The organism is Muricauda sp. SCSIO 65647, from assembly GCF_021534965.1.
GTDB lineage: Bacteria > Bacteroidota > Bacteroidia > Flavobacteriales > Flavobacteriaceae > Flagellimonas_A.
The window spans coordinates 3,671,821-3,696,465 of the sequence record NZ_CP091037.1; the positions used below are offsets into that span (position 1 = coordinate 3,671,821).

The following is a 24,645-nucleotide window of genomic DNA, read 5'->3' on the forward strand; positions in this document are numbered from 1 at the left end:
TTAATTGCCTTCCAACACGCTGCGCATGGCCTTGGCCTTCAACAAGCACTCTTGGTATTCTTTTTCAGGGTTTGACTTTGCGGTAATGGCGCTGCCCACCGAATATGAAACGTATTTTTTGGCCTGGTTATAAAGAATACTACGAATGACCACGTTGAAGTCAAAATCACCATCAGGAGTGAAATAGCCTACCGCACCGCTGTATAGACCGCGCTTGGTCTCTTCCAACGACTCGATGATCTTCATGGCAGAAATCTTGGGTGCGCCAGTCATACTGCCCATCGGAAAGGTATCCATAATCAAGTCAACAGGTTTTGTGCCCGCCACTACTCGACAAGATATCGTTGAAATCATTTGGTGCACTTGTTCAAATGAATATACGTGGCACAGTTCTTCAACTTCAACCGATCCTTTCAGTGCACTTCTTGAAAGATCGTTCCGCACCAAATCGGTTATCATGATGTTTTCGGCACGTTCTTTCGTATCGTTCTGCAAGTTGGTCTTATAGGCAGCATCTTTTTCACTGTCTTCTGAACGTGGTGCCGTGCCCTTAATGGGCTGCGATATGACTTTATCGCCCATTTTTTTGAGGTACCTTTCAGGTGATGCGCACATGAGATAGCGATGGCCCAGCTTCATAAAACCGGCAAAAGGTGGCCGCGAGATGGCATTCAGCTGCAAATAGGTCTCCATGGGCTGTAGCTCGGTATCCTCAGCATAAAACTCTTGACAGAAGTTTGCTTCATAGATATCGCCACGGTGTATATGGTTCAGGAGCTTTTGGATTTTTTCAAAATAGGCATCCCTATGGATACGGAGCTTTATCTTGATTTCAGTCGAGGCTTCTATCGGTACTTCTTCGGTTGAATGCAATGTGACCGAGGCAAAATCCTTTTCAATTTCTGAGGCCAACTTTGAACGGTACAGAAATTCCACACGGTTTTCCCTTATCAAGATTAGCTTATCAGGACAAAAAAAGTGCAGTTCATCAAACCCCAGCCCATCGTGATTGTTAGAGTCCAAGTTTTCTATTCGATTCTTGAAATCATAGGAAAAGTAGCCAAAGAGCCAGTCATTTTTATCGTTCACATACTCATCTAAGGATGCAATATCAGAAAATGAAACAGCTCTTGAACTACCGACGGCCAATAGGGTTTCAAAAGATGAATAACGGTCTTCGTGCCCATTGCCATCAAGCCATATGACTTTCTCATACTGTTGTGCCCAACGCAATAGCCCTTTTTTAAACCTCTCGATTTTTGAAACTTGGAACAAACGCTCTTTCCTCACGAAAACTAATATTGGGTTCTGCTGCGAATTTAGTGGAAGATTCGGTTCAATAAAGTACAAACGGTTCAAACGATGGCCCCAGGCTATGCGCTTTAGGCGGATTGTGGAACAACAAATGTAGTTTGACGCCGAGCGATGGGCAAATTGCTCTGGTAGCAGAGTTCGTTTTAATACGATTCATTCTATTCTTAAACTCCATTGAAATTGTGTAGAACCTGATATTAGAACGATGAAAGAAAGGTCATAAGGGCCCTCTCGTGTTCGTCTTTAAGATTGGGGTCGACAATGCCTTTACCAGCTTCAAAATTTTCATTGAACGAAGGGAGTGAAAAGGTGGCCAGTATATCTCCGCCAAATCTCGACAGCATGGCCTTTGAAACTTCAAGGGAGCCAAAACCGCCCCGTTTTCCTTGTGAGGTCGACATGAGCAATACCTTGGTATCTACTAGAAATTTTCGCTCAATGCGAGAGAGCCAATCCACCAGATTTTTGAAATATGCCGAAGGGTAGCTGTTATGCTCATTGACCGAAAGGATAACCCCATCGGCTTTTTGGATTTCGTTCTTCAGCTCGATGAGCGAGTTTGAATATCCTTCCTTTTTTTCAAGATCAACACTGAACAAAGGAAATGGATAATTGGCCATGTTCAATTCATTCATTTCATGACCATTGACCAAAGAAGTGGTGTATTTTACCAGTTTATAGTTGATGGATGTGGAAGAATTACTTCCTGCAAACGCCAAAATTCGGGCCATAGAGCGATTTTTTTTAATGATTTCGCTAAAATACCCCAAAAGCCCTACAATTGCCTGAATTTTATCTAATTTTGCACCGCTTGACATCCAAAGGGGTTGTAAAACAAGTATATAGGGTAATCGATTGCCTATGACCAGTTCAACACGATTGTACTTTATTGACACCATGAGGGCTTGGGCCATCTTGATGATGCTTCAAGGACATTTCATCGATGGACTGCTAGACCCGGTTTTACGAAATGCTGAAAGTTCGGCCTACACTATTTGGCTCTACTTTAGGGGTATCACCGCCCCCGTGTTCTTCACGGTCTCTGGCTTCATCTTCACATTTTTATTGGTTCGTGTGCCCCAAGTGGGCTGGGATAATCCGCGGGTCAAAAAGGGTATTCGGCGGGGGCTGCAGCTGTTGCTCATCGGCTACCTGCTTAGATTGAATCTTTTCGGACTTTTTAAAGGGCAGTTGTATGACAGTTTCTTTTTGGTCGATGTACTGCACTGTATAGGCCTTTCCATTTTGGCCATCATCGGTGTCTACCTATTGGGGGCCACAAGAAAAAAACACCTCTTCCCGTTGCTCTTGCTAGGCCTGACACTTGTACTGTTCTTATTTGAACCGCTTTACAAGCAATGGTCGTTTGCCTTTATGCCCGAGGCATTGGCAAATTATTTCACAAAGGCCAATGGTTCGGTTTTCACCATTATTCCATGGTTGGGTTACACGGCCTTCGGTGGTTTTTTGTCCTTGCTCTTTACCCGGTATAAAGAAAACAAGTATTTATATCCTATAGCCATTGTAACCGCATTGATAGTGGGCCAGCTATTGATACGTTATTCATCGAGTGCCTTTATGGCCTTACATAAATCCACAGGGGTTGAGCTGTTCAAGCTTATTTACTCAAACAATTACCTCTTCATTCGATTGGGCGATGTAGTGGTGGTATTTGCCATTTTTATGCTCATTCGCAAATTTCTTACCCAAAAGGCCTTTATAAAGATCGGGCAAAACACCTTGGGCATTTATGTGGTGCACTTTATCATTCTATATGGCAGCTTTACGGGATTGGGCCTATATAAATTCTTTCACCATGAATTGACCCCTACGGTAGCTATTGTTGGGGCGCTGGCCTTTATGGTCGTCTGTACTGCATTGGCCTTATGGTATGACAAGCACGAAGCTTCTATCAAAAGTCGCATTACCAACGTTGTACAGACCACCAAATCACAGGCAATTGCTACCTATCTAATATTTTTGCCTCTTCTGAGAGACTTGGCCTATCGCGCCAAAGGGTTTTTTTTCAGGGTCTTTGGAATAGTGAGAAACTAAAAAAGACGGCCTAAACCGTCTTCTTGATAGTCTTCTAAGCGGAACTCTAAGTGTTATCTTCCACCCCCGCGTCTGGGGCGTTTTTCTTCACAGACTCAATACCGTTTTCCATACCTGAGGTATCGGCGTACATTTGACTGCTTCCGATGACCTGTCCGTTGCTGGCCTTGAGATTAAAATAGTGTTTACCGTTCTTGGCTTCTTTACGTTCAAAACGGGCATCATCTTGTGAGTTCTTTTTAACGGATTCCATTCCATTTTCACAAGCTGACTTGGTAGTGTAGCCTTCGCTACTCAAAATTACCTGACCGTTGGCAGCTTTCAAATTAAATCTAAACTCACCGGATTTGTCTGTATTGACTTCAAATTTTCCCATTGTAATAGTATAGTTTTGTGTTTTGCTAAAGGTATCAATTATCTCAAAAACTGAAATGATATTGATCTAATTTTTTCAACAATATGATCAAATGTGCAAAGCCCTATCATCGGTCGCGGCCAAAGCCGCTTCTTTCACTGCCTCTGCATAGGTAGGATGTGCATGGCTCATTCTTGCCATATCTTCGGCAGACGCCCTGAACTCCATCGCCGTTACCGCTTCAGTTATCAAATCTGCGCATCGAGCCCCGATCATATGTACCCCTAAGACTTCATCGGTGTTCTTATCGGCCAAAATTTTGACAAAACCATCGATATCCATACTGGCTCGGGCACGGCCCAAAGCCCGCATAGGAAACTGCCCCACTTTATACTCTACACCAGCCTCTTTTAACTCTTCTTCGGTTTTGCCTACCGCGGCCACTTCTGGCCAAGTGTACACGACCCCGGGAATCAAGTTATAGTCAATATGTGGCTTTTGGCCCGCCAACAGCTCAGCGACCATGGTTCCTTCTTCTTCGGCTTTGTGGGCCAACATGGCCCCTCTGACCACATCGCCAATAGCGTATATATTCGGTACGTTGGTCTGTAAATGTCCATTGACCTCTACCCTGCCCCTATCGTCTAATTTGACACCTGCCGCATCAGCATTCAGCCCGTTGGTATAGGGGCGTCTTCCTACGGAAACCAAACAATAATCTCCCTTGAAAACCACTTCTTCCCCTTTTTTGTTATCAGCTTTGACAACGATCTCATCACCGTTTCTTTCCACTGATTTCACTTTATGGGAAAGGTTGAACTTCACCTTTTGTTTTTTCATCACTTTCATCAGCTCTTTGGAAAGTGCTCCATCCATCCCAGGAATGATCCTATCCATAAACTCGACAACGGTCACCTCTGAACCCAGGCGTTTATATACCTGACCCAATTCAAGGCCAATGACACCACCGCCAATGACGATCATATGCTTTGGAATCTCTTTGAGTGAAAGGGCCTCGGTAGAGGTAATAATCCGCTCTTTGTCAATTTTGATGAATGGCAATGTGGCCGGTTTTGAACCTGTGGCGATAATCGAGTACTTGGCTTCAATGGTCTCGGGCTTGCCCTTATCTTTTTTGATTTCGATATGGGTGGCATCTTTAAAACTGCCAAGCCCGTGGTACACATCGATTTTATTTTTGTCCATCAAAAAGTCTATGCCCTTGGTGGTCTGCTCGACCACAGCATTTTTTCTGGCGATCATTTTTTCGAGATTGACCTTGACATCACCGGGAATTTCAATACCATGCGCTTCAAAGTGTTTTACGGCATCTTCATAGTGGTGCGAAGAATCCAATAAGGCTTTCGAGGGAATACACCCCACGTTCAGGCAGGTACCGCCCAAGGTATCGTACTTTTCAATGATCGCGGTTTTCATTCCCAACTGTGCGCAACGGATTGCCGCTACGTAACCGCCAGGTCCAGAGCCAATGATGGCTACATCGTATTGTGACATAGTGTTGATTTCAGATTTTTAGCATTGATGAAATGCGTTCAAGAAGCACAAAAATACAAATGTTTTTGCTTTAAATAAGCATCATGAAACGGGTGCCAACGGAAATCTGTCAGCGGCCAAACGGCCAAGCCAAAGTGCTGATAAGAGGGCCACGCCCAAAGAGGTTTCGTACCAAAGCGGACCACTCAGGGTATCACAGACCACGACAAAGCAAAGTTTGCCCAAAACGAAGATCGACATTAAAATGTGCGGTAGGTAATTGCTGCGAACCACTATCAATGAGGCCATGAAACCGGCCACAAGGCCAGCGCCAAAAATACCCATGGTGCCCATGACCAATTCTGTTCGTGTTGAAGAGCAATAGCTCAATCCGTCGATCAATACCTCTTGTACCAAGGTGGTGTAGAGCCATAAAGACAAAATGCCAACACATGATGCCAAAAAGGTGATAAAGACTTTGGTTCGCCGTTCCATACGCTATGCGGCACCATGTTTTCTAGATTCTCTGAACCACCCCAAGAAGAAAAGGAATCCAGAAAACAATGACCGCTCATTTTTTGATTGATCTTCAAATTACCACCTTTACCTTGGCCAAGTGTTCACTTTAACACCGCATTAGGTTAAAGTTTCTTAAATGTGCACTGCGGTCGTGTGTTTGACCTCACTTATAACGAAAGCGCTTTGTGTACTGCCAATATGGGGGATGGCGGTCAATTTATTGACCATAAATTCTCGATATGCCTCCATATTCTCTACATGAATCTTAAGTATATAGTCATGGCTGCCACTCGTATGAAAACATTCGACAACCTCTTCCAATTTTTGGATTTCCCTTTCAAAATGCAGTACATTTTCTTTGATGTGTTGGTCTAGGGCAACATGGCATAAAACCGAAAATTGTCTATTGACTTTCTTCTTATCGACCAAGGCCACATATTTTGAAATCACCCCATTGCGTTCCAATCGCTTGATGCGTTCATAGACAGCCGTGTTTGATAGCTCTAGTGCATCAGCATATTGTTTGGTGGTTTTTTTGGCATCTTCTTGCAGTAGCCGCACCAATCTTAAGTCTATTTCATCCAAAATCATTTCGAATTTTTTTCTAAGTAAGTAATGATTCTAAACACTTTAAAGTTATTTTTTCTCCAATATAATAAATTAATAGTTTTATTTTCTATTTATAACAGTGTATATTGATTTTTATTCCATTATACTCTAATTTTGTTGCAATAAATATCATATTTGTCATGGATTATAAAGCAGCTAGTTCTATTCAAGATTTACAGTATTTTGGGGAGTTCGGTGGTGTGAATCCTTCCATTTCTGACTCTTCTACCTATACTTTTCTATCGGCCAAGACCATGTTCGATACTTTTGAGGGCAATACTGAAGGCTGTTATCTCTACAGCCGGCATTCATCGCCATCAAATCTTTACCTCGGCGAGGCCATGGCCGCTCTAGAAGGAACCGAAACCGCCAATGTGTATGCCAGTGGCATGGGGGCCATCAGTGCGGTAATCTTTCAACTTTGCGACAGCGACGATCATATTGTGAGCAGCCGTACCATTTACGGTGGCACTTATGCCTTCATGAAAAACTTCTTGAAAAAGTTCGATATCGGAACTTCATTTGTCGACATAACCAATTTAGAGACCGTAGAAAAAAGCATCACCAAGAAGACCAAGATGATCTATTGCGAAGCGGTCAGCAATCCGCTTTTAGAAGTCGCCGATATCAAGGCCTTGTCAAAACTGGCCAAAAAACATGGTATTCCGTTGGTGGTCGACAATACCTTTTCGCCCTTGAGCATCAGTGCTGCACGACTGGGCGCCGATATAGTGGTGCATAGCCTCACCAAATTCATCAATGGTAGCAGTGATTGTGTTGCAGGGGCCGTTTGTGCCTCCAAAGATTTCTGCCTGAAATTGAAGGATGTCAATGACGGTGCAGGTATGCTCTTGGGCAGTACACTAGACAGTCTTCGGGCCGCATCCATCCTCAAAAACATGAGAACGCTGCACATTCGAATAAAAAAGCATAGTGAAAATGCCCTGTACCTTGCACAGCAGTTTGAAAAAGACGGACTAAGGGTGGTATATCCCGGTCTGGCATCACACCCCGGCCATGAGGCCGTGAAAAAACAAATGGCACATGAATATGGGTTCGGTGGACTGTTGACCATCGATGTGGGCACTCTTGAAAAGGCCAATATGCTGATGGAATCGATGCAAAAAGAAAACCTAGGTTATCTTGCGGTCAGTCTTGGCTTTTATAAGACCTTGTTCAGTGCCCCGGGCACTTCTACATCTTCAGAAATTCCCGAAGATGAGCAAACTCAAATGGGACTTTCTGAAGGGCTTATCCGTTTTTCCATAGGATTGGACAATAACATTGAGAGAACTTATCTCGCCATGCGCAGCTGTATGGAAAAACTGAACATTCTCGATTCAAAAATGGTTTCGTTTTAGTACATAATTTTTTCTGGTTTGCAGAACAGGGTCCAAAATCGTAATATTACCCTTGGACAAAAAATAACTGAATGCCGAACCAAAAAAAGAAAGCCAAGTACAGGGAGAACGAAGCAATCATTGAAAATAAAGAACTGAACATTTGGGAAGCATTGATCCCAGTGTTTGCCCTTGTGGGCATGTTGGCTTACAACGTATATGTATTTGGAGACGATGCGCTGAGCGGATCTAACCAGTTCATTCTGCTATTGGGTGGTGCGGTTGCCGCCGTTGTCGGGTTTTTCAACAAAGTGTCATACAAACAAATGCTGGGCGAAGTGGCAGAAAATGTCAGATCGACCACAGGAGCCTTGTTGATTCTTTTAATGGTGGGGGCCCTTTCAGGCACATGGCTGGTCAGTGGCATCATACCTGCGATGATCTATTATGGGCTACAGATTCTGAACCCGACCATATTCTTAGGCGCCTGTGTCATTATTTGCGCCATTATCTCGATTGCCACTGGAAGTAGTTGGACCACGGCGGCCACTGTAGGTATTGCGCTGGTAGGCATTGGTGAGGCCTTGGGCATTTCGTTGGGCATGACGGCTGGAGCAGTATTGTCTGGGGCTTATTTTGGCGATAAGATGTCTCCCTTGAGCGACACCACCAACCTGGCCCCTGCAATGGCCGGCGGCGAACTCTTCTCACATATTCGGTATATGGCCATGACCACCATCCCTACCGTCTCGATTACGCTTTTGGTCTTTATTATCATCGGGTTTACCCTTGATACCTCGGGAGTGGCCGATACCGATGCCATTTTGAATACCATTGGTGAAACCTTCAACATCAACGGTTGGCTTTTCATAGTGCCCTTGGTGGTCATCTTGATGATCGTCAAAAAGGCCCCTCCCCTTTTGGCATTGTTGATCGGCACACTGTTGGGTGGGGTTTTTGCCCTTATTTTTCAGCCCGATATCGTGGCCAAGATCGGTGGTGGAAATATATTGGATTTCAGTACGGGCTACAAGGGTATACTCAATTCCATAACGGTGAGCACGGCCATCGAAACACCAGACCCCGCATTGAACGAGCTGTTTTCTTCTGGGGGAATGGCAGGCATGCTTGGCACCATATGGCTTATCGTCTGCGCCATGGTGTTTGGGGGCGTTATGGACGGTATCGGGGCTTTGGAGCGCATTACCAAATCGTTATTGAACCTGGCCAAGACCACATTTGGACTCTTTGCGAGCACGGTAGGAAGCTGCCTTGCACTAAATGTTACCGCATCAGATCAATATCTCGCTTTGGTCGTACCCGGTAAGATGTTTTCAAAAGCCTATGAAGAACGTGGCCTGGCCCCAGAGAACCTTAGCCGCACACTCGAAGATTCAGGAACCGTCACCTCTGTATTGGTACCTTGGAACACGTGTGGTGCCTATCATAGCGGCGTTTTGGGTGTGGCCGTGGGCGATTACTTCTTCTATGCGATATTCAATTGGCTGAGTCCGTTTATGACCCTCTTTTTCGCTGCGGCCAAAATAAAGATCAAACAATTGGCAACGCCCATAAAAGCATAACCATTTCTTTATTGGTTTTGCACTGTAGCTTTAGTAACTTCGCAGCAACTAAAATTATCATCGCCATGGCAACAGTAACCTTAAAAGGAAATCAAATCAATACATTGGGCAATCTACCCAATATAGGTGCCCAAGCCCCTGATTTTGTATTGACCACAAACGACCTCTCTTCAGTTTCGCTAGCTGATTACAAAGGCCACAGATTGGTCTTGAATGTTTTTCCGAGTGTAGATACGGGCACTTGTGCCCAATCGGTCAGGCAGTTCAATGAAGAAGCTGCAGAACTTGACAATACCATAGTGCTCTGCATCTCTAAAGACCTGCCCTTTGCACAAGCCCGCTTTTGTGGGGCCGAGGGTATTGAAAACGTTGAAATGCTTTCAGATTTCAGGGATGGCAATTTCGGAAAAAACTATCAGGTAACGTTCACAGATGGCCCATTGAAGACTTTGCTCTCAAGATCGGTTGTCGTTCTTGATGAAAATGGCAAGGTGCTCTATACTGAACAAGTTGCTGAAACAGTTGATGAACCTAATTACAAAGCAGCTCTTGAAGCATTGATGGATGCCTAGGGAATCGTTCTTCAAAAACCGTTGGCGAAGTATCGGTTTTGCCTTCAAGGGGTTGTTCTTGTTGATAAGAACCGAGGCCAGTATCAAAATCCAGTTTTTTATTGCTCTGGTGATGACCGCCTTAGGATTTTATCTTGATATTTCGCTTACGGAATGGTGCTTACAATTCTTGGCCATTGGCTTGGTAATGGGCGTTGAAGGGTTGAACACCTCAGTTGAAAAATTGGCTGATTACGTGCAGCCAGAGTACGATACGAAAATAGGTTTGATCAAAGACATTTCGGCAGGTGCCGTTATGGTTGTCTCCATAGCCGGTGCAATTGTAGGCTTACTGATCTACCTGCCCAAAATATTTTAAAAGGTAAAGCCAAGGCTCGCCTTTCTCGAAATTTGTAATTTTAGCCCCCAGAACAGAACTATTTATGGCAAAGAAGCGAAGAAAGTCCAAACCTACTTCGTCTAAAAAGCGTTTTTCGCTAAGGCTTTCCAAACAGAACAAGGTCATCTTGGGCAGTTTGTTGATCGTGCTCAGTATTGCCCTGTTCTTCTCTTTCATTTCGTTCTATTTCACTTGGCAAGAAGACCAAAGTGCCTTATCACAATTTGCCGATAGAAATGCAGAAGCCAAAAACCTTTTGAAAAAATTCGGGGCATCGGTCAGCCATTTTTTCATGTACAAAGGGTTTGGGTTGGCAGCATTTATGTTTCCCGTGCTATTGGCGATAACCGGTCTCTATCTCTTTCTGGGTTTGCAGGGAAAACGTTTGATCAGCAAATGGATATGGGGGCTACTCAGTGTTATCTGGGTTTCAACCGCACTTGGGTTCTTCGCTATTGAACTGCCTTTGCTCGGTGGTCTCGTCGGATTTGAAATGAACGATTTTCTTCAAGACTATATTGGAAGAATAGGCATATTTCTGTTGCTATTGTTCATACTTGTCGTTATCATGGTACGCCTTTTCAATTTTTCTCCTGAGGACATCGGCAATTATTTTAGGGAAAAACGAACGCTCTTTAAAAAAGAAAGTACCCCAAGGGCCGAAACCGTGCTGGCATCAGATGGAGAAAACTCGATTGAACTGACCATGCCAGAAAAAGAAGTTGAACAAAAAATAGATACCTATACCCATAAAAAAGACATCCCTCCCCTAAATCAAGAAGCAGGGTTAGATGTCAACCTGCCCCAAGAAGAAGAGGTCGATATCGATTTAGACGTTCAAAAAGTCACTATAGAAAAGGAAGAAAGTGACATCAAAGCCGAGAAATTGGTAAAAGATTTTGGTGAATTTGACCCCAAACTTGAACTGGGCAATTACAAGTTTCCTCCTCTCGATCTATTGGATGACCATGGCGGCAGTGGGGGTATTACCATTAACCAAGAAGAGCTTGAAGAGAACAAGAACCGTATTGTCGGAACGCTCAAAAATTATAAGATCGGCATTGCCCAGATCAAGGCGACCATAGGCCCGACGGTAACGTTATATGAAATTGTGCCAGAGGCCGGTGTGCGTATTTCCAGAATCAAGAACCTAGAAGATGATATCGCCCTTTCCCTGGCTGCCTTGGGCATTCGCATCATCGCGCCTATTCCCGGTAAGGGCACCATCGGTATCGAAGTGCCGAACAAAAAAGCCACTATAGTATCGATGCGTTCTGTAATCGCTTCCAAAAAATTCCAGAATGCAGAAATGCAACTGCCCATCGCATTCGGAAAGACAATAAGCAATGAAACGTTCGTGGTCGATTTGGTCAAAATGCCGCATTTATTGATGGCCGGGGCCACAGGCCAGGGTAAGTCCGTAGGGTTGAACGCAGTGATAACATCACTCCTTTACAAAAAACACCCCGCAGAGGTCAAATTTGTATTGGTCGACCCCAAGAAAGTCGAATTGACACTTTACAATAAAATTGAGCGCCATTTCTTGGCCAAATTGCCCGACTCTGAGGAAGCCATAATCACCGACAACACCAAGGTCATCAACACCCTGAACTCTTTGTGCATCGAGATGGACAACCGTTACGAACTGTTGAAATTGGCCATGGTGCGCAATATCAAAGAGTACAATGTCAAGTTCAAGTCGAGAAAACTGAACCCGAATGACGGACATAAATTCTTGCCCTACATCGTGCTCATCATCGATGAGTTTGCCGATTTGATCATGACAGCGGGCAAAGAAGTTGAGACCCCTATCGCTAGATTGGCACAGTTGGCAAGGGCTACCGGTATTCATTTGATCATTGCGACACAGCGACCGTCCGTGAATGTCATAACAGGGATCATCAAGGCAAACTTCCCTGCCCGTATCGCTTTTAGGGTGACCTCAAAAATCGATTCAAGAACCATATTGGATTCCCATGGCGCCGATCAGTTGATCGGTCGGGGTGACATGTTGTTCACACAGGGCAATGATGTGACCCGGCTGCAATGCGCCTTTGTAGACACTCCCGAGGTGGCTAAGATCACAGAGTACATCGGCTCGCAACGTGCATACCCTGATGCGCATTTGCTTCCCGAATATATGGGCGAAGATTCTGGCACGGGTATTGATTATGATATCGCGGATCGTGATTCAATGTTCAGAGAGGCCGCAGAGGTCATTGTAACGGCCCAGCAGGGATCGGCATCGCTCATTCAACGAAAATTGAAATTGGGCTATAACCGTGCAGGACGCATCATTGACCAGCTAGAGGCAGCAGGCATAGTAGGTCCATTTGAGGGCAGTAAGGCCCGACAGGTATTGGTGCCCGACATTCACTCGTTGGATCAATTATTACAGAATGAAACAAAATAAGATTATGAAGCAGTATAAAACGCTGACCGTGCTTTTTTTTGCAATGGCATGCACAGTTTTTGCCCAAGATTCTCAAAAGGCCAAAAACTTGTTGGATGAAGTGTACAACAATGTAAATGGCTATGACAACATTTACGTTGATTTCAAATACGTCTTGGAAAACGACGAGGCGAACATCAAACAAGAAACCCGTGGCGACGTTACCTTAGAAGGTGAGAAATACGTATTTAACTATTTAGGGTCAAAACAAATCTTCGATGGCAACAAGGTCTATACCATCGTACCTGAAAATGAAGAAGTGACCATTGAAGACCGAACTGAAGACGATAATGCGGTGACCCCTTCAAAAATGTTGACCTTTTATAAGAGTGGGCACAACTACGCGTGGGACATACTACAGAATGTGCAAGGCCGAAAAATACAATATGTCAAATTAGTGCCCATTGACACCAATAGCGAAGCGGATTATAGATTATTGGGTGTCGACGCCGAGACCAAACATATTTACAGGCTCATAGAGGTTGGCAAGAATGGAACCAAGACCACAATTACCGTTAATTCTTTCAAAACCAACCAACCCCTGTCAAAAAGCTTATTTACCTTTGATGAGGCCAAGTACAAAAGCGATGGCTATTATATCATAAGAAATTAAACCCATACCTTGAAGATACTCGACCGTTATATACTATCACGGTTTCTTTATAATTTTTTCAGTTCGTTTGCAATATTGATGTTCATCTTCATATTTCAGACGATTTGGCTTTTTATTGACGATCTGGCCGGAAAAGACCTTGATCTGTGGATCATAGGCAAGTTTCTTTTTTATTATATGCCCACCCTCATAGACAAGGTGTTGCCACTGACGGTATTGCTATCTTCAATATTGACCTTTGGCACATTTGCTGAAAATTATGAGTTTGCCGCCATGAAGGCCTCGGGCATCTCGCTACAACGGGCCATGGTGAGCATCATCATCTTTGTGGTGGTATTAGGCGGGTTTACCTTTTTTTTGGCGAACAACGTTATTCCCGCTTCAGAACAGAAAATCTACAATATGCGTCGAAACATCGCCAAGGTTAAGCCTGCGGCGGTTATTGTAGAGGGGGTGTTCAGTGATATTGAAGGGTCTAATATGAACATCAAGGTCGAAAAAAAATATGGTGAAAAAGATCGTTTTCTAGAGGATGTCATTATTCACCAAAAATCAAAAAATGGCATAAACCGTACAGTAATACGAGCCAAGACCGGAGAGCTGATCAGTGATGAAGAATCCGATATCATACAACTTGTCTTGAATGATGGCCATTACTACGAAGAAGTAGATTCAAAATCACGAGATGACAAAAAGAAACATCCCTTTGCCAAATCTGAATTTGAAACATACATCAAGAACATTGACATTTCATCTTTGAATGATCTTGATGTTGAAAAAGAATCTGACATCACCACCGATAAAATGAAAAACGTTGTCCGCTTACGAAAAGATATTGATTCGCTGCGTGACAACAATGTCAGACAAGTACGTGCATTTTCAAAGAACATCGTGGCCCGAATGGGGGCTTTTCCTGTTCCACAACCGGGTGACAGTCTTATCAAAGAGTCAAAAGAAATCCCTTCGAAAATACAAGGAGAGTTAAGAACGCCCACAGACTCGGTAACGACCATTGCCCAGCTTCTTGAACGTTATCCTGAATGGCAGCGTTTACAATTGCTGACCAATGCCAAAAATCAAGTTTCGAGCCTCTTGACCACGATCCGTGCCAAAAAAGATGAGCTTCGCAACAGATTCAAGTTTTACAATAGCCATGTGCTATCATTGCATAAAAAGTTCGCGCTGGCCTTTTCGTGCATCATTCTGTTTTTCGTGGGCGCCCCGTTAGGCGCCATTATTCGAAAGGGCGGACTGGGACTGCCCATGGTCATCGCCATTATTTTATTTTTGGCTTATTATTTCATTGGGGTCTTTGCGGGCAATTATGCCAAAGAAGGTAATATCCATCCCATGTTGGGTGCATGGCTTTCTGTGTTGATAATGTTACCTTTGAGCATTATTCTGACCCAACGCGCCACCGCTGACCGCGGCTTAATGGGCGATGGAAATTTAGTACAGCGCATCACCGATTTCTTCAAGAAAAAGAAAAAAGACACGGCGGAATGATACATACTATGGAGGATAAGATACAACTCAACACAATCGAAGAAGCTATTGACGACATTCGAAAAGGCAAGGTCATTATAGTGGTCGACGATGAAAATCGCGAGAATGAAGGAGACTTCATCGCTGCAGCGGAAATGGCGAGTCCGGAGATCATCAACTTTATGGCCACCCATGGCCGTGGACTGATTTGTGCCCCTTTGACCGAAGAACGTTGTAACGAGCTGGGGCTTCCGATGATGGTAGAAAACAATACCGTGCTGCACCATACCCAGTTCACCGTATCTGTCGATCTCATTGGCCATGGATGCACTACCGGTATTTCTGCCCATGATAGAGCAAAAACGGTAAAGGCCCTGGTCGACAAAAACATCAAGCCCAATGATTTGGGAAGACCTGGTCATATTTTTCCTTTGCGCGCGAAAGAAGGCGGGGTACTGCGCCGCACGGGCCATACCGAGGCGGCCATCGATTTTGCGCGTTTAGCGGGGCTACAGCCTGCCGGACTATTGGTCGAGATCTTGAACGAAGATGGTAGTATGGCCCGTTTGCCGCAACTCGTAGAAGTTTCCAAAAAATTTGACCTCAAAATCGTTTCGATCGAAGATCTGATCGCCTATCGGATGGAACATGATAGCCTTATCGAGAAAAAGGAAGACTTCATGGTACAGACACGTTTTGGCGAGTTTCGGCTCCGCGCTTATGCGCAAACCACAAATGACCAGATACACATCGCTTTGACCAAAGGTGATTGGCACAAGGGAGAACACGTGTTGACCCGTATCAACTCTACTTTGGTCAACAACGATATTTTGGGTACCCTAACCAACAGTCCGGATCAGAAATTACAAGACATGTTCGCAGCCATCGATAGAGAACAAAAAGGTGCCTTTGTCTTCATCAACCAAGAACCGAAATCGATGAACCTGATCAATCGATTGCAACAATTGAGAGATTTACAGAAAAAGGGTGAACTGAAAGCCCCCCCTATCGAGATGGATGCGAGGGATTTTGGTATTGGCGCCCAAATATTGCACGATCTCGACATCTCTAAAATCAGGTTGCTGACCAATTCAAAACAGGCCAAACGGGTCGGTATGGTCGGCTATGGATTGGAGATTGTTGAGTATGTGGGGTATTAGTTTAAAAGTCCAGGGTTTATGGGTTCAATTCAGCAACACCATACTTATAAACTCCTAAACCTATAAACTTTTTAAAATACGGACCATGGTATCAGCCCGTTCGCTAACTTCATTTTCGGTCCAACCCAATTTTATCAGACAAGAAATGTTCCTTCCTACCCAGTGATCTGAGACTGAAAAATCAACTTTGTTAAAATCTTGAAGTCCGTGCAGCACCTCTTGGGAAAGTTTGCCCAGCGTTTTTTGGTTGGTCAGATGTTCCCATTTACGGTAATAGTGCCAGTTATTGTCGTACCAATAAAAACAGCTGTCGACACCTGCATCTAAAAGTGCCTTATGTGTTCTTCTCGCCATTTCTTCGGTAGGGAGAAAAAAATTGAGAAAGGAGTAGTTCTCCACTCCCCCATCAGGTACCCGCCTAAAGGTAACCCGTTCAACCGATGAGAGTGCTTCTCGAAGCATGTTATAGTTTTTCTCTTGAATGCCCAAAAACTCATCTAACCGCTGTATTTGGGCACAGCCAACAGCGGCGTTCAATTCTGAAATGCGAAAATTGTATCCTAAAAAAGGATGTGATTCCGCTCCCCTATCGTTTCCAATATGATCATGCCCGTGATCGGAATATTTTTGGGCATTCTCATAATATTCCCCATTGTCGGTGATCAGCGCCCCCCCTTCACCACAGGTGACCGTTTTTACATAATCGAAAGAAAAGCATCCCAGATTCCCAATGCTTCCCAATGGTTTGCCCTTATAACTTCCACCAATGGCCTGACAGGCATCTTCAAGTAATAATAATCCATGTTTTTTGCAAATTTGCTGCAGTGCATCCAAATCGGCCATGGAACCGCACATATGTACGGGCATCACGACCTTGGTCTTCGGTGTGATAGCATTCTCGACCGCATTTGGATTCAAGGTCAAGGTATCATCGACATCAACCAAAATGGGCACGGCGCCCAATGCCAAAATCGACTCGAAACTCGCCACAAAGGTAAACGTGGGCATAATGACCTCATCACCGGCCCCTACCCCAGCACTGGCCAAGGCAATCGTCAACGCTGCGGTTCCACTACTGACCACGTGGGCATGGTTGACCTGCATGCGTTGGCTCAGGGCTTCTTCAAGTTCTTTGGCTTTCCAGTGGCCATCGCGCATACCGTCAAAGCCATAGCGCATCAAAACACCGGTGTCCAATACTTTTTCGACCTGTTGTCGCTCTTCTTTACCAAATAATTCAAATCCGGGCATGGGAGTAGTTAATAGTTAGTAGTCAATAGTCAATAGTTAGTAGGTGGTTGATGGTTGATGGTTGATGAAATGTACAAAACTATCAGAGATTTAGAAAAACCAGAGTTTAATGGCCATTGCGATGACCATAATGACCAAAAAGGTCTTGATAAAGCCGTCTCCCTTTTTTACTGATACCCGGCTAGAAAACCAAGCGCCGAGGCCATTGCCCGCCGCAAGTATGAAGCCGACTTTCCAATTGACCTTGTCATTGAGAATAAAGACTGCCAATGCTGCCATGGTATAGATGAACACCACAGAGACTTTGGTCGCATTTACCTTGACCAAGCCCATTCGGTTCACGTAATGCAAAAAGAGGATAATGACAAAACCAATACCCGCATTGATAAATCCGCCATAGATACCGATAAAGAAAAATGCCAACATTGAAAGCCATCGGTATTTGCCTGTCAGGCGCTCGGGCAGATCCTCGATTTTGATCCGGGGCTTAAAAACAATCAGGCAAACCACCACGATCATAATAATGGCAAGGATCCGATTAAAGGTCTCACCTTTGATATCGACCGCAATTTGGGCCCCGATAATAGCGCCCAGCAATGCTGCAAATCCCAAATATAGATTGAACGGAAAATTGGAAACGCCCTTGCTCTTAAAGCCTGCGGTCGCCATGGCGGTCTGTACGGCTATGGCCACTCGATTGGTGCCGTTGGCCACCGCTGGGGGAAGTCCTAAGAATATCAAAGTAGGCAATGAGATAAGGGATGCACCCCCTGCAATGGTATTGATGAAGCCTACTACAAAGCCCACTACGATCAACAAAGGATAGTGCCACCATTCGGTCATGCCGACAAAAGTACAATCTTCGGGGCGAACACCGAGAGGAAACAAAATTTAAGTTTTGAAGATTAAAATTTTCAAAAAGCTATGTATATTTGCACCCGCCTAGGCCGAAGGCTTCGGCGGGCAAGCCCGCTCACCGATAAAAGGTGGGCATATTATGGAGGAATGGCAGAATGGTCGTCCCGATAGTTATCGGGAGCGGCAGTCTCGAAAACCAGACCTCTTCTTTTTACTGGAGGAATGGCAGAGTGGTCGAATGCGGCAGTCTTGAAAACTGTTGAGGGTCACACCTCCGGGGGTTCGAATCCCTCTTCCTCCGCTTAAAGCAAAGCTCGTTTTTGATGAAAAAGCGGGCTTTTGTTTTTAGAGTGGCGCAACTTTGGTTGCTTGAACGAACAAAAACAAAAGGACGGTATTGCGGAGCAATATGGGCTTTATTTTCAGGTGCGTTGGTCAAGGGAACACAAAGTGAATCCCTCTTCCTCCGCTTAAAGCAAAGCTCGTTTTTGATGAAAAAGCGGGCTTTTGTTTTTAGGGTGGCGCAACCTTAGTTTCTTGAACGAACAAAAACAAAAGAACCGTATTGCGAAGCAATAAGCGCTTTATTTTCAGTTGCGTTGGTCATATTTGACCAAAACCCTCCAAATTTCACTGATTCATAAAATCTAAAGAAAATCAGATCGTTAGAAATAAAACATATATCTGTTTAGCATTAATTGAAATCAAATGCTATAAAAAACTGAATATGGACATCGTACTGTCCCATAAAAAGTGAATTAACGAAACTACTAAACTAAAAGAGACCACATTTGGGACTTTGTAGATAAAAGGTTACCGCATCAAATAAAAAGACCTTTAAAACGGCGGTTTAAAGCACTACTCCGTCCGTAAGCTTTTTACGGGGTTGGCCATGGCAGCCTTGACTGCCTGAAAACTAACCGTCAATAGAGCGATGCAAATGGCAGTCAAACCGGCAACAGCAAAAACCACCCAATTGATTTCAATTCTATAGGCAAAACCTTCGAGCCAATTTTGCATCATCCACCAAGCAATGGGGCCAGCAATCAAGAGTGCAAAAAATACCAAGCGCATAAAATCTTTTGACAACAACTTCACAATTCCCCTAATACTAGACCCTAAAACCTTACGCACACCTATTTCCCTTTTACGTTGTTCGGCCGTGTATGTCGCTAGACCGAAGAGGCCCATGCAGGATATCATAATGGCAATCAGCGCAAAAATTTGGGAAAGGTTTCCTATAAGTTTTTCACTTTTGAATCTAGCATCGAAAGCATCATCCACAAATTGATATTCAAAAGGAAAAGCGGGATTGTGCTTTCTCATTACATTTTCCATAGCGGCCAAAGTTTCGGTCATCATCACACCTGATTTGGACTTTACATATAGATATTGGGCATCACCGTGATAATTAAAAAACATCACTGGATCGCTTGCGCCATACATATCGCCATACAAATAGTCTTTGACCACACCGATAACGGTATAGGTGTCCCCATCGCGTCTAACAGTTCTGCCGATGGCACTTCCTTCACCCATTAATTTGGCAAAAGTCTCCGTAATCAAGATATTATTACTGGAATTGTCTAACCCATCATTGAAACCTCTACCTTGGACGATTTCCATTCCAGCCGTTTCAAAAAAACCAGAACTTATATATCTCTTAGAAATCACGATATCCTCGGTATCTGTAGCTCCTTGCCATTCGAACCCCCATCCATTATTGCCCCCCGAAAGGATTGCTGAATTATTTAGGCCCACATTTTCGATTTTTCCAGAGCCGATCATATCTTGTTGAATGGGATTGAAATTTTTAATGACATCCCCGTTTACCGGAAGTCTGATCAGGTTTTCCCTATCGAATCCTAGGTCGCGGCTTTTTACATGGTTTACTTGCTGATATACAATGATGGTGCTAATGATGAATATGATGGAAACCGTAAACTGAATGACTACCAATCCTTTTCGAATCATTGTGGCACTCTCTCTTTTGCTTCTGATTCCCTTGAGAACCGTAACGGGTTTAAATGAGGATAGATAGAATGCCGGATACCACCCTGCAAGAAGACCACAAATCAAGGTGATTCCCAAAAGTGAAAACATATGTGTGATATCGTAAAATCGAAGTTCCAGCTGTTTCTCTATCAACGTGTTGAATTGAGGTATTATAACCACCAACAGTATTATACTTATGGTTGCCGCACCCATTGCAATTATCAGGGCCTCGGCCATGAACTGTGAAATCAAGGAGCCTTTACTTGACCCTAGTACTTTTCGAACACCCACTTCGTTGGCTCTTTTCTCACTCCTGGCAGTAGAAAGGTTTATGAAATTGATACAGGCAATCAAGAGGATGATAATTGCAATGATTGCGAATAAACGTACATAAATAATTTGCCCCCCTACTTTTTTGCCACCTTCGAAGTTCGATCTTAAATACCAATCTTTCATTGAATGCAGAAAGGCAATGACATCTTCATCACCTCTTTTTGCCGGAAGTAGTTCACGAACCTTGGCATCAACTGTTTCAAAATCAGCTTCTGGAGATAGTTCTACAAAAGTATCGGAGAAAAAGCTTCCATATTCTGACATCCATGGCTTATCTGCCGCAAAACCTTCAAATTGTGCGACCCAATCGAATGAATAGCTAATATTGGAAGGTAAATTTTCGAAAACTCCGGTTATCGTATAGTCGATATCATTGTTTACTGTAACCACTTTACCTAGAGCCGATTTACCTTTCCCATAGAGATGGGTCGCGGTCTCTTTGGAAATTACAATAGCATCAGGTTTATCAAGAGCTTTTTCAATGTTTCCTTCGACAAAAGTGAGGCTGAATATGTCTAAAAAATCAGGGTCGGCGTGCCTTCCGTATCTATTAATCGAATTATCGCTAACCTTAAAAAGAACATCTGAACCTATCGAACGTGAACTCTTGACAACCCCTGGAACTTCATCTTTCATTACTTGTGCCAAGGGACCAGGTGTTGACTGAAAAACCGTGCGCCATTCCCCTTCGAACTTTTGGTTGGTCGGCACATAATACACGAAATCCTTTTTGGGGAAAGTACTATCGAAACTTAATTCATCCTCGACCCAAAGCAATATCAAACTGGCACAAGTAATGCCAATTGCCAGACCAAAGATATTAAGAGAACTATACCCTTTATTCTTCCAGAGGTTCCTCCAAGCGATTTTTAGATAGTTTTTGATCATGATTTATTTTTGACAGATGATATGGGATATCTGCCTTGGAACACAGATATCTCAAAGATGTTGAATTTCACCCAATAACTATTCCAATTTATTAATATTCTTTAAGTCAATTAGTTATGACTGGAATTTTAAAAAAGTCTCATTTAAGTGTAAAGAAAATTGACAAAAAATGTCAATTAATTGTACAACGGCCAATAGATGCGGAAACACATTTCCTAAGATGAAATTCAAAAAATGCAATGTCACCTTAAACCAACGTTTTTTAGAACTCTTCAATTCGGCTTAAACTGCGACGTTTTGATTCACTATCAAACAATAAGTAAAACGAGTACAATTGTTAAAGTTTGGTTAAACAAGCGGCCCTTTTTTCTTGAACGAATAAAAACAAAAGAGCGGTACTGCGAAGCAATAAGCGCTTTATTTTCAAGCGCATTGGTCGTATTTGAGCAAAACCCTCCAAATTTCATTGATTCCCATGGTTTAAAGAAAATGTGATTATTAGAAACATAGCACAGCCCTGTTTAACATTAATTGAAATCAATATGCTATAAGAAACTGAATATGAGTATAGAACTGTCCAATAAAAGCAGAATAGGCGAACCAATGAAAAACAGAAAAACAAGTCAATTTCAAAACGTCTTTTGACCATTCGAGAAATGATTTCTCAAAATGGTTTTTTGGCACTTCTTCTTTTAACTAATTCAATATCCTTTAATGTTTATTTTTGTAGTACTTGCAAAGCGAATAAAGTCCAAATGCACTTTATCTCCTTAGTGTCTAGGCATAAATGAACTAAACATGAGAACATCATTATTGTTATTTGCGATGTTTTTTATGGTTTGCATTAATGCGTTTGCACAGGAAAGGAATTTTGATTTCCCGGAATTAAGTGGACCTTACTTAGGTCAAAAACCACCTGGTTTAAGCGCCGAAGTCTTTAGTTCCGAAATTATTTCAACAGTTGAAGGAAGAGAAATGTGTTCTGCGTTCACAGAGAATGCCAAAGAATTTTACTTTAACGCCATCTATGATGGGACATTTTCCATTTTCGTTACCAAAGAAATTGATGGGAAATGGACAAAACCCCTACCCCTGCATTTTTCTTCTGCATTTATTGATCGTGATTTTACCATATCACCGGATGGAAGAAGAATTTTTTTTGGTTCAAACAGACCTCGCAACAAAGGAGAAAGTAGCTTAGAGTCATTGGACATTTTTTTTATTCAAAGAAAAGAGTCGGGAGAATGGTCAAATCCAGTTAATCTCGGTCCTCCTGTGAATAGTGACTTTGGTGAGAATTATCCCTCGGTAGCAGCTAACGGAAACCTATATTTTTTCTCATGCAGGCAAGATGGCTGGGGCGGATGTGATCTTTATTTGGCTCCATATGAACATAAGAACTATCAAGAACCTATTCTTTTGAATGGGAACATCAATAGTAAAATGCATGACTGGGATGGTTACATCGCTCCCGATGAGAGTTATCTTATTTTTAGTTCAAAAGATCGATCGGATACGCTTGGCACGCAAGATTTGTATGTTTCCTTTAAAAAGGAAGATAATAGCTGGACAAAGGCCAAAAATCTTGGGATTGCAGTAAATTCAGCTTATGATGAGATTTGTCCCAGTATAACTTTAGATGGAAAGTATTTGTTTTTTACGAGCAGGCGTAGGGGAAAAGAAGACATATATTGGGTATCCTCAAAGGTTATAGAAGAGTTGAAACCCTCAGAATTACTAAGTAAAGACTAAATATGACAAAACCATTACTCTCCTTTTTGGTACCAATGGTAATGCTTTGCCATCTACACTCGCAAGTAAAAAAAGACAACTATTTTGGTCAAAAACCTCCAGGACTTAAAGCAGAGTTATTTCATGATGGAAAATTGGTACTACATCCAAAAGGGGAAAATAGGAGCTTCAATGTTTCTTTTTCGCCTGATGGCAAGGAAATGTTTTTTTCCTACTACAAAGCCACAGAGAAAAACCCGGACCCTACCTATGAAATAAAAACGTTCAAACTGGTCAATGGTAAATGGATAGGCCCTGTAACCGCTTCATTTTCTGGTAAATATTCCGATGTGGACATTAATTTCTCGCCTGATGGCAATTATGTATTCTTTGCTTCTGATAGACCACAACCAAATTCAGCCGGACTCGACATATACTATGCCATAAAAACAGAAGGCGGTTGGTCTGAGCCAATGTACGCAGGTACTGACATCAACACAAATGAAGGAGAGGTATATCCTTCTGTCTCAAAGAATAGAAACGTTTTTTTTCGTTCAACACGTCCAGGCGGCTATGGTGATGATGATCTATATCGAGCCGAATGGGTCAATGGTAATTTTATAAATGTGAAAAATCTAGGCCCGAATGTGAATTCTGTATATGGAGAAAGCAATTCGGTAATTGCGCCAGATGAGAGCTATATACTTTTCTGCACTTCGCGACCTGAAAATGACAACATTCAGCAGATTTACATTTCTTTTCAAATAGGTGAAAATATCTGGACCAAGGCCACTCCAGTCGGAGCTGAAGTGAATACCAAAGCAGGTTCCAGTGCCCCAACGCTGACAGCCGATGGCAAGTATCTTTTTTTTAAGAAAGTGAAAGAGCCTTATCGTGGCATTTATTGGATAAGCACTGAAATTTTTGAAAAATTGAGACCTCTAAATAAACAGTGAACATAATAGATTGGTAACAATCCATTATAAAGAAACTGGGATTGAAAGTGTTGAATTTAAGGGCTGCTGTACGCTGCAGCCTTCTAGATACTTATAACTGAAAATCACTCTTAAAAATCGCAATCCCTTCAAAGGTCAACCGCCGCACCCTTGCCCCATTGGATTTACTTTCTAAGTTTGGGCAAATTAATTGGAATAACAACACGCACCAATCGAACCATCAAACGCGATATACTAAGCCCAAAGGTTTTCGATTGTATCGATACCCTCGATTTTCATCAAGTTTTCCAGGGGTTCGTCCAATACCTTGGCTATTTTCAGCAGGGAAAAAAATGTCAGGTTCCGTTCACCCTTTTCAATGAGGTTGTACCCACTACGGGAAAAACCGCAACGGTCGGCAACGAGTTTCTGTTTCATCTTTTTACTTAGCCGTATGGCACGTAGATGCTCTCCGAGCATGCGTTGCACCACTGTCTTTAACTTTCTTTCTTCTGGGGTAAGATTGACCAAGAGGGTATTGGATTTATACAAAGTTAGCGTACACAATTTAAAAATAAAGGGTTCTGCTGCAATACGTTCAAAACATCCATGAACTGCAGGTTTTTATCCATAAAGAACAACCTTTGACACACGCATATGTACCATACGCAAAATGTTGGAAAAGCAATGTGAATCAAATTACGGACGTTCAGTGTTCTTGCCA

General features: G+C 43.0%; 22 protein-coding genes and 1 tRNA gene. 13 read left to right on the forward strand and 10 right to left on the reverse strand.

What is annotated here, in order from left to right; translation table 11 throughout:
• Both L0P89_RS16305 and L0P89_RS16310 read right to left on the reverse strand, forming a co-directional pair.
• Positions 1–1,290 (reverse strand): anthranilate synthase component I family protein, encoded by a 1,290-nt coding sequence (locus L0P89_RS16305; protein WP_235266181.1) that lies wholly within the window; start codon positions 1,288–1,290, stop codon positions 1–3.
• Positions 1,291–1,511: 221 nt separating this feature from the next.
• Positions 1,512–2,045 carry an NADPH-dependent FMN reductase gene (locus L0P89_RS16310; RefSeq protein ID WP_235266182.1) on the reverse strand — a complete coding sequence of 178 codons (534 nt, stop codon included), beginning with the start codon at positions 2,043–2,045 and terminating at the stop codon, positions 1,512–1,514.
• Between the two features lie 130 nt (positions 2,046–2,175).
• On the opposite strand from L0P89_RS16310, the gene L0P89_RS16315 reads away from it, so the two are divergent.
• Positions 2,176–3,369: an acyltransferase family protein gene (locus L0P89_RS16315; protein WP_235266183.1), complete on the forward strand. Its 1,194-nt coding sequence runs from the start codon at positions 2,176–2,178 to the stop codon at positions 3,367–3,369.
• Between the two features lie 46 nt (positions 3,370–3,415).
• Here the strand turns inward: L0P89_RS16315 and L0P89_RS16320 are convergent, their stop codons facing one another.
• The 4 genes from L0P89_RS16320 to L0P89_RS16335 all read right to left on the reverse strand — a co-directional run bounded on the left by L0P89_RS16320 (position 3,416) and on the right by L0P89_RS16335 (position 6,328).
• Positions 3,416–3,745: a YegP family protein gene (locus L0P89_RS16320; protein ID WP_235266184.1), complete on the reverse strand. Its 330-nt coding sequence runs from the start codon at positions 3,743–3,745 to the stop codon at positions 3,416–3,418.
• An 87-nt stretch (positions 3,746–3,832) separates the two neighbouring features.
• Complete coding sequence (gene lpdA / locus L0P89_RS16325) at positions 3,833–5,239, reverse strand: dihydrolipoyl dehydrogenase (protein ID WP_235266185.1); 1,407 nt, start codon at positions 5,237–5,239, stop codon at positions 3,833–3,835.
• Positions 5,240–5,320: 81 nt separating this feature from the next.
• Positions 5,321–5,713, reverse strand: a complete 393-nt coding sequence (locus tag L0P89_RS16330; protein WP_235266186.1) for a hypothetical protein — start codon at positions 5,711–5,713, stop codon at positions 5,321–5,323.
• A 156-nt stretch (positions 5,714–5,869) separates the two neighbouring features.
• Positions 5,870–6,328, reverse strand: a complete 459-nt coding sequence (locus L0P89_RS16335) for an Lrp/AsnC family transcriptional regulator (RefSeq protein WP_235266187.1) — start codon at positions 6,326–6,328, stop codon at positions 5,870–5,872.
• Between the two features lie 158 nt (positions 6,329–6,486).
• Between L0P89_RS16335 and L0P89_RS16340 the strand changes: the two genes are divergently transcribed.
• The 8 genes from L0P89_RS16340 (at position 6,487) to ribB (ending at position 15,930) form a co-directional block, all read left to right on the forward strand.
• Complete coding sequence (locus tag L0P89_RS16340; protein ID WP_235266188.1) at positions 6,487–7,707, forward strand: aminotransferase class I/II-fold pyridoxal phosphate-dependent enzyme; 1,221 nt, start codon at positions 6,487–6,489, stop codon at positions 7,705–7,707.
• Between the two features lie 71 nt (positions 7,708–7,778).
• Positions 7,779–9,269 (forward strand): Na+/H+ antiporter NhaC, encoded by a 1,491-nt coding sequence (gene nhaC, locus L0P89_RS16345; protein WP_235266189.1) that lies wholly within the window; start codon positions 7,779–7,781, stop codon positions 9,267–9,269.
• Positions 9,270–9,334: 65 nt separating this feature from the next.
• Positions 9,335–9,841, forward strand: coding sequence for a thiol peroxidase (tpx, locus tag L0P89_RS16350; RefSeq protein ID WP_235266190.1), 507 nt, complete (start codon positions 9,335–9,337; stop codon positions 9,839–9,841).
• Positions 9,834–10,199, forward strand: coding sequence for a diacylglycerol kinase (locus L0P89_RS16355; RefSeq protein WP_235266191.1), 366 nt, complete (start codon positions 9,834–9,836; stop codon positions 10,197–10,199). The genes tpx and L0P89_RS16355 overlap by 8 nt, the downstream gene beginning before the upstream one ends.
• A gap of 64 nt (positions 10,200–10,263) precedes the next feature.
• Positions 10,264–12,633 carry a DNA translocase FtsK gene (locus L0P89_RS16360; protein ID WP_235266192.1) on the forward strand — a complete coding sequence of 790 codons (2,370 nt, stop codon included), beginning with the start codon at positions 10,264–10,266 and terminating at the stop codon, positions 12,631–12,633.
• A gap of 4 nt (positions 12,634–12,637) precedes the next feature.
• Positions 12,638–13,285, forward strand: coding sequence for an outer membrane lipoprotein carrier protein LolA (locus L0P89_RS16365; RefSeq protein WP_235266193.1), 648 nt, complete (start codon positions 12,638–12,640; stop codon positions 13,283–13,285).
• Between the two features lie 78 nt (positions 13,286–13,363).
• On the forward strand, positions 13,364–14,791 hold the full coding sequence (locus L0P89_RS16370) for an LptF/LptG family permease (protein WP_409557578.1): 1,428 nt from the start codon (positions 13,364–13,366) through the stop codon (positions 14,789–14,791).
• On the forward strand, positions 14,788–15,930 hold the full coding sequence (gene ribB / locus L0P89_RS16375) for a 3,4-dihydroxy-2-butanone-4-phosphate synthase (protein ID WP_235266195.1): 1,143 nt from the start codon (positions 14,788–14,790) through the stop codon (positions 15,928–15,930). The genes L0P89_RS16370 and ribB overlap by 4 nt, the downstream gene beginning before the upstream one ends.
• 60 nt (positions 15,931–15,990) lie before the next feature.
• Here ribB and L0P89_RS16380 read toward each other — a convergent pair whose 3' ends face one another.
• Together L0P89_RS16380 and L0P89_RS16385 are read right to left on the reverse strand one after the other, a co-directional pair.
• On the reverse strand, positions 15,991–17,181 hold the full coding sequence (locus L0P89_RS16380; protein WP_235266196.1) for a DegT/DnrJ/EryC1/StrS family aminotransferase: 1,191 nt from the start codon (positions 17,179–17,181) through the stop codon (positions 15,991–15,993).
• A 90-nt stretch (positions 17,182–17,271) separates the two neighbouring features.
• The gene (locus L0P89_RS16385) at positions 17,272–18,024 is read right to left on the reverse strand and encodes a sulfite exporter TauE/SafE family protein (RefSeq protein ID WP_235268063.1); all 753 of its coding nucleotides are present in this window, start codon (positions 18,022–18,024) and stop codon (positions 17,272–17,274) included.
• A gap of 231 nt (positions 18,025–18,255) precedes the next feature.
• On the opposite strand from L0P89_RS16385, the gene L0P89_RS16390 reads away from it, so the two are divergent.
• Positions 18,256–18,340 (forward strand) — tRNA-Ser (locus L0P89_RS16390).
• Between the two features lie 22 nt (positions 18,341–18,362).
• Positions 18,363–18,572 carry a hypothetical protein gene (locus L0P89_RS16395; protein ID WP_235266197.1) on the forward strand — a complete coding sequence of 70 codons (210 nt, stop codon included), beginning with the start codon at positions 18,363–18,365 and terminating at the stop codon, positions 18,570–18,572.
• Between the two features lie 325 nt (positions 18,573–18,897).
• Here the strand turns inward: L0P89_RS16395 and L0P89_RS16400 are convergent, their stop codons facing one another.
• A complete protein-coding gene (locus L0P89_RS16400; protein ID WP_235266198.1) occupies positions 18,898–21,255 on the reverse strand; it encodes an ABC transporter permease in 2,358 nt (785 codons plus the stop codon).
• A gap of 798 nt (positions 21,256–22,053) precedes the next feature.
• On the opposite strand from L0P89_RS16400, the gene L0P89_RS16405 reads away from it, so the two are divergent.
• Together L0P89_RS16405 and L0P89_RS16410 are read left to right on the forward strand one after the other, a co-directional pair.
• A complete protein-coding gene (locus L0P89_RS16405; protein WP_235266199.1) occupies positions 22,054–23,007 on the forward strand; it encodes a hypothetical protein in 954 nt (317 codons plus the stop codon).
• A 2-nt stretch (positions 23,008–23,009) separates the two neighbouring features.
• Positions 23,010–23,942 (forward strand): hypothetical protein, encoded by a 933-nt coding sequence (locus L0P89_RS16410; RefSeq protein WP_235266200.1) that lies wholly within the window; start codon positions 23,010–23,012, stop codon positions 23,940–23,942.
• A 234-nt stretch (positions 23,943–24,176) separates the two neighbouring features.
• On the opposite strand, the gene L0P89_RS16415 is transcribed toward L0P89_RS16410, so the two are convergent.
• Positions 24,177–24,473 carry a helix-turn-helix domain-containing protein gene (locus tag L0P89_RS16415; RefSeq protein ID WP_235266201.1) on the reverse strand — a complete coding sequence of 99 codons (297 nt, stop codon included), beginning with the start codon at positions 24,471–24,473 and terminating at the stop codon, positions 24,177–24,179.
• Positions 24,474–24,645 lie beyond the last annotated feature (172 nt).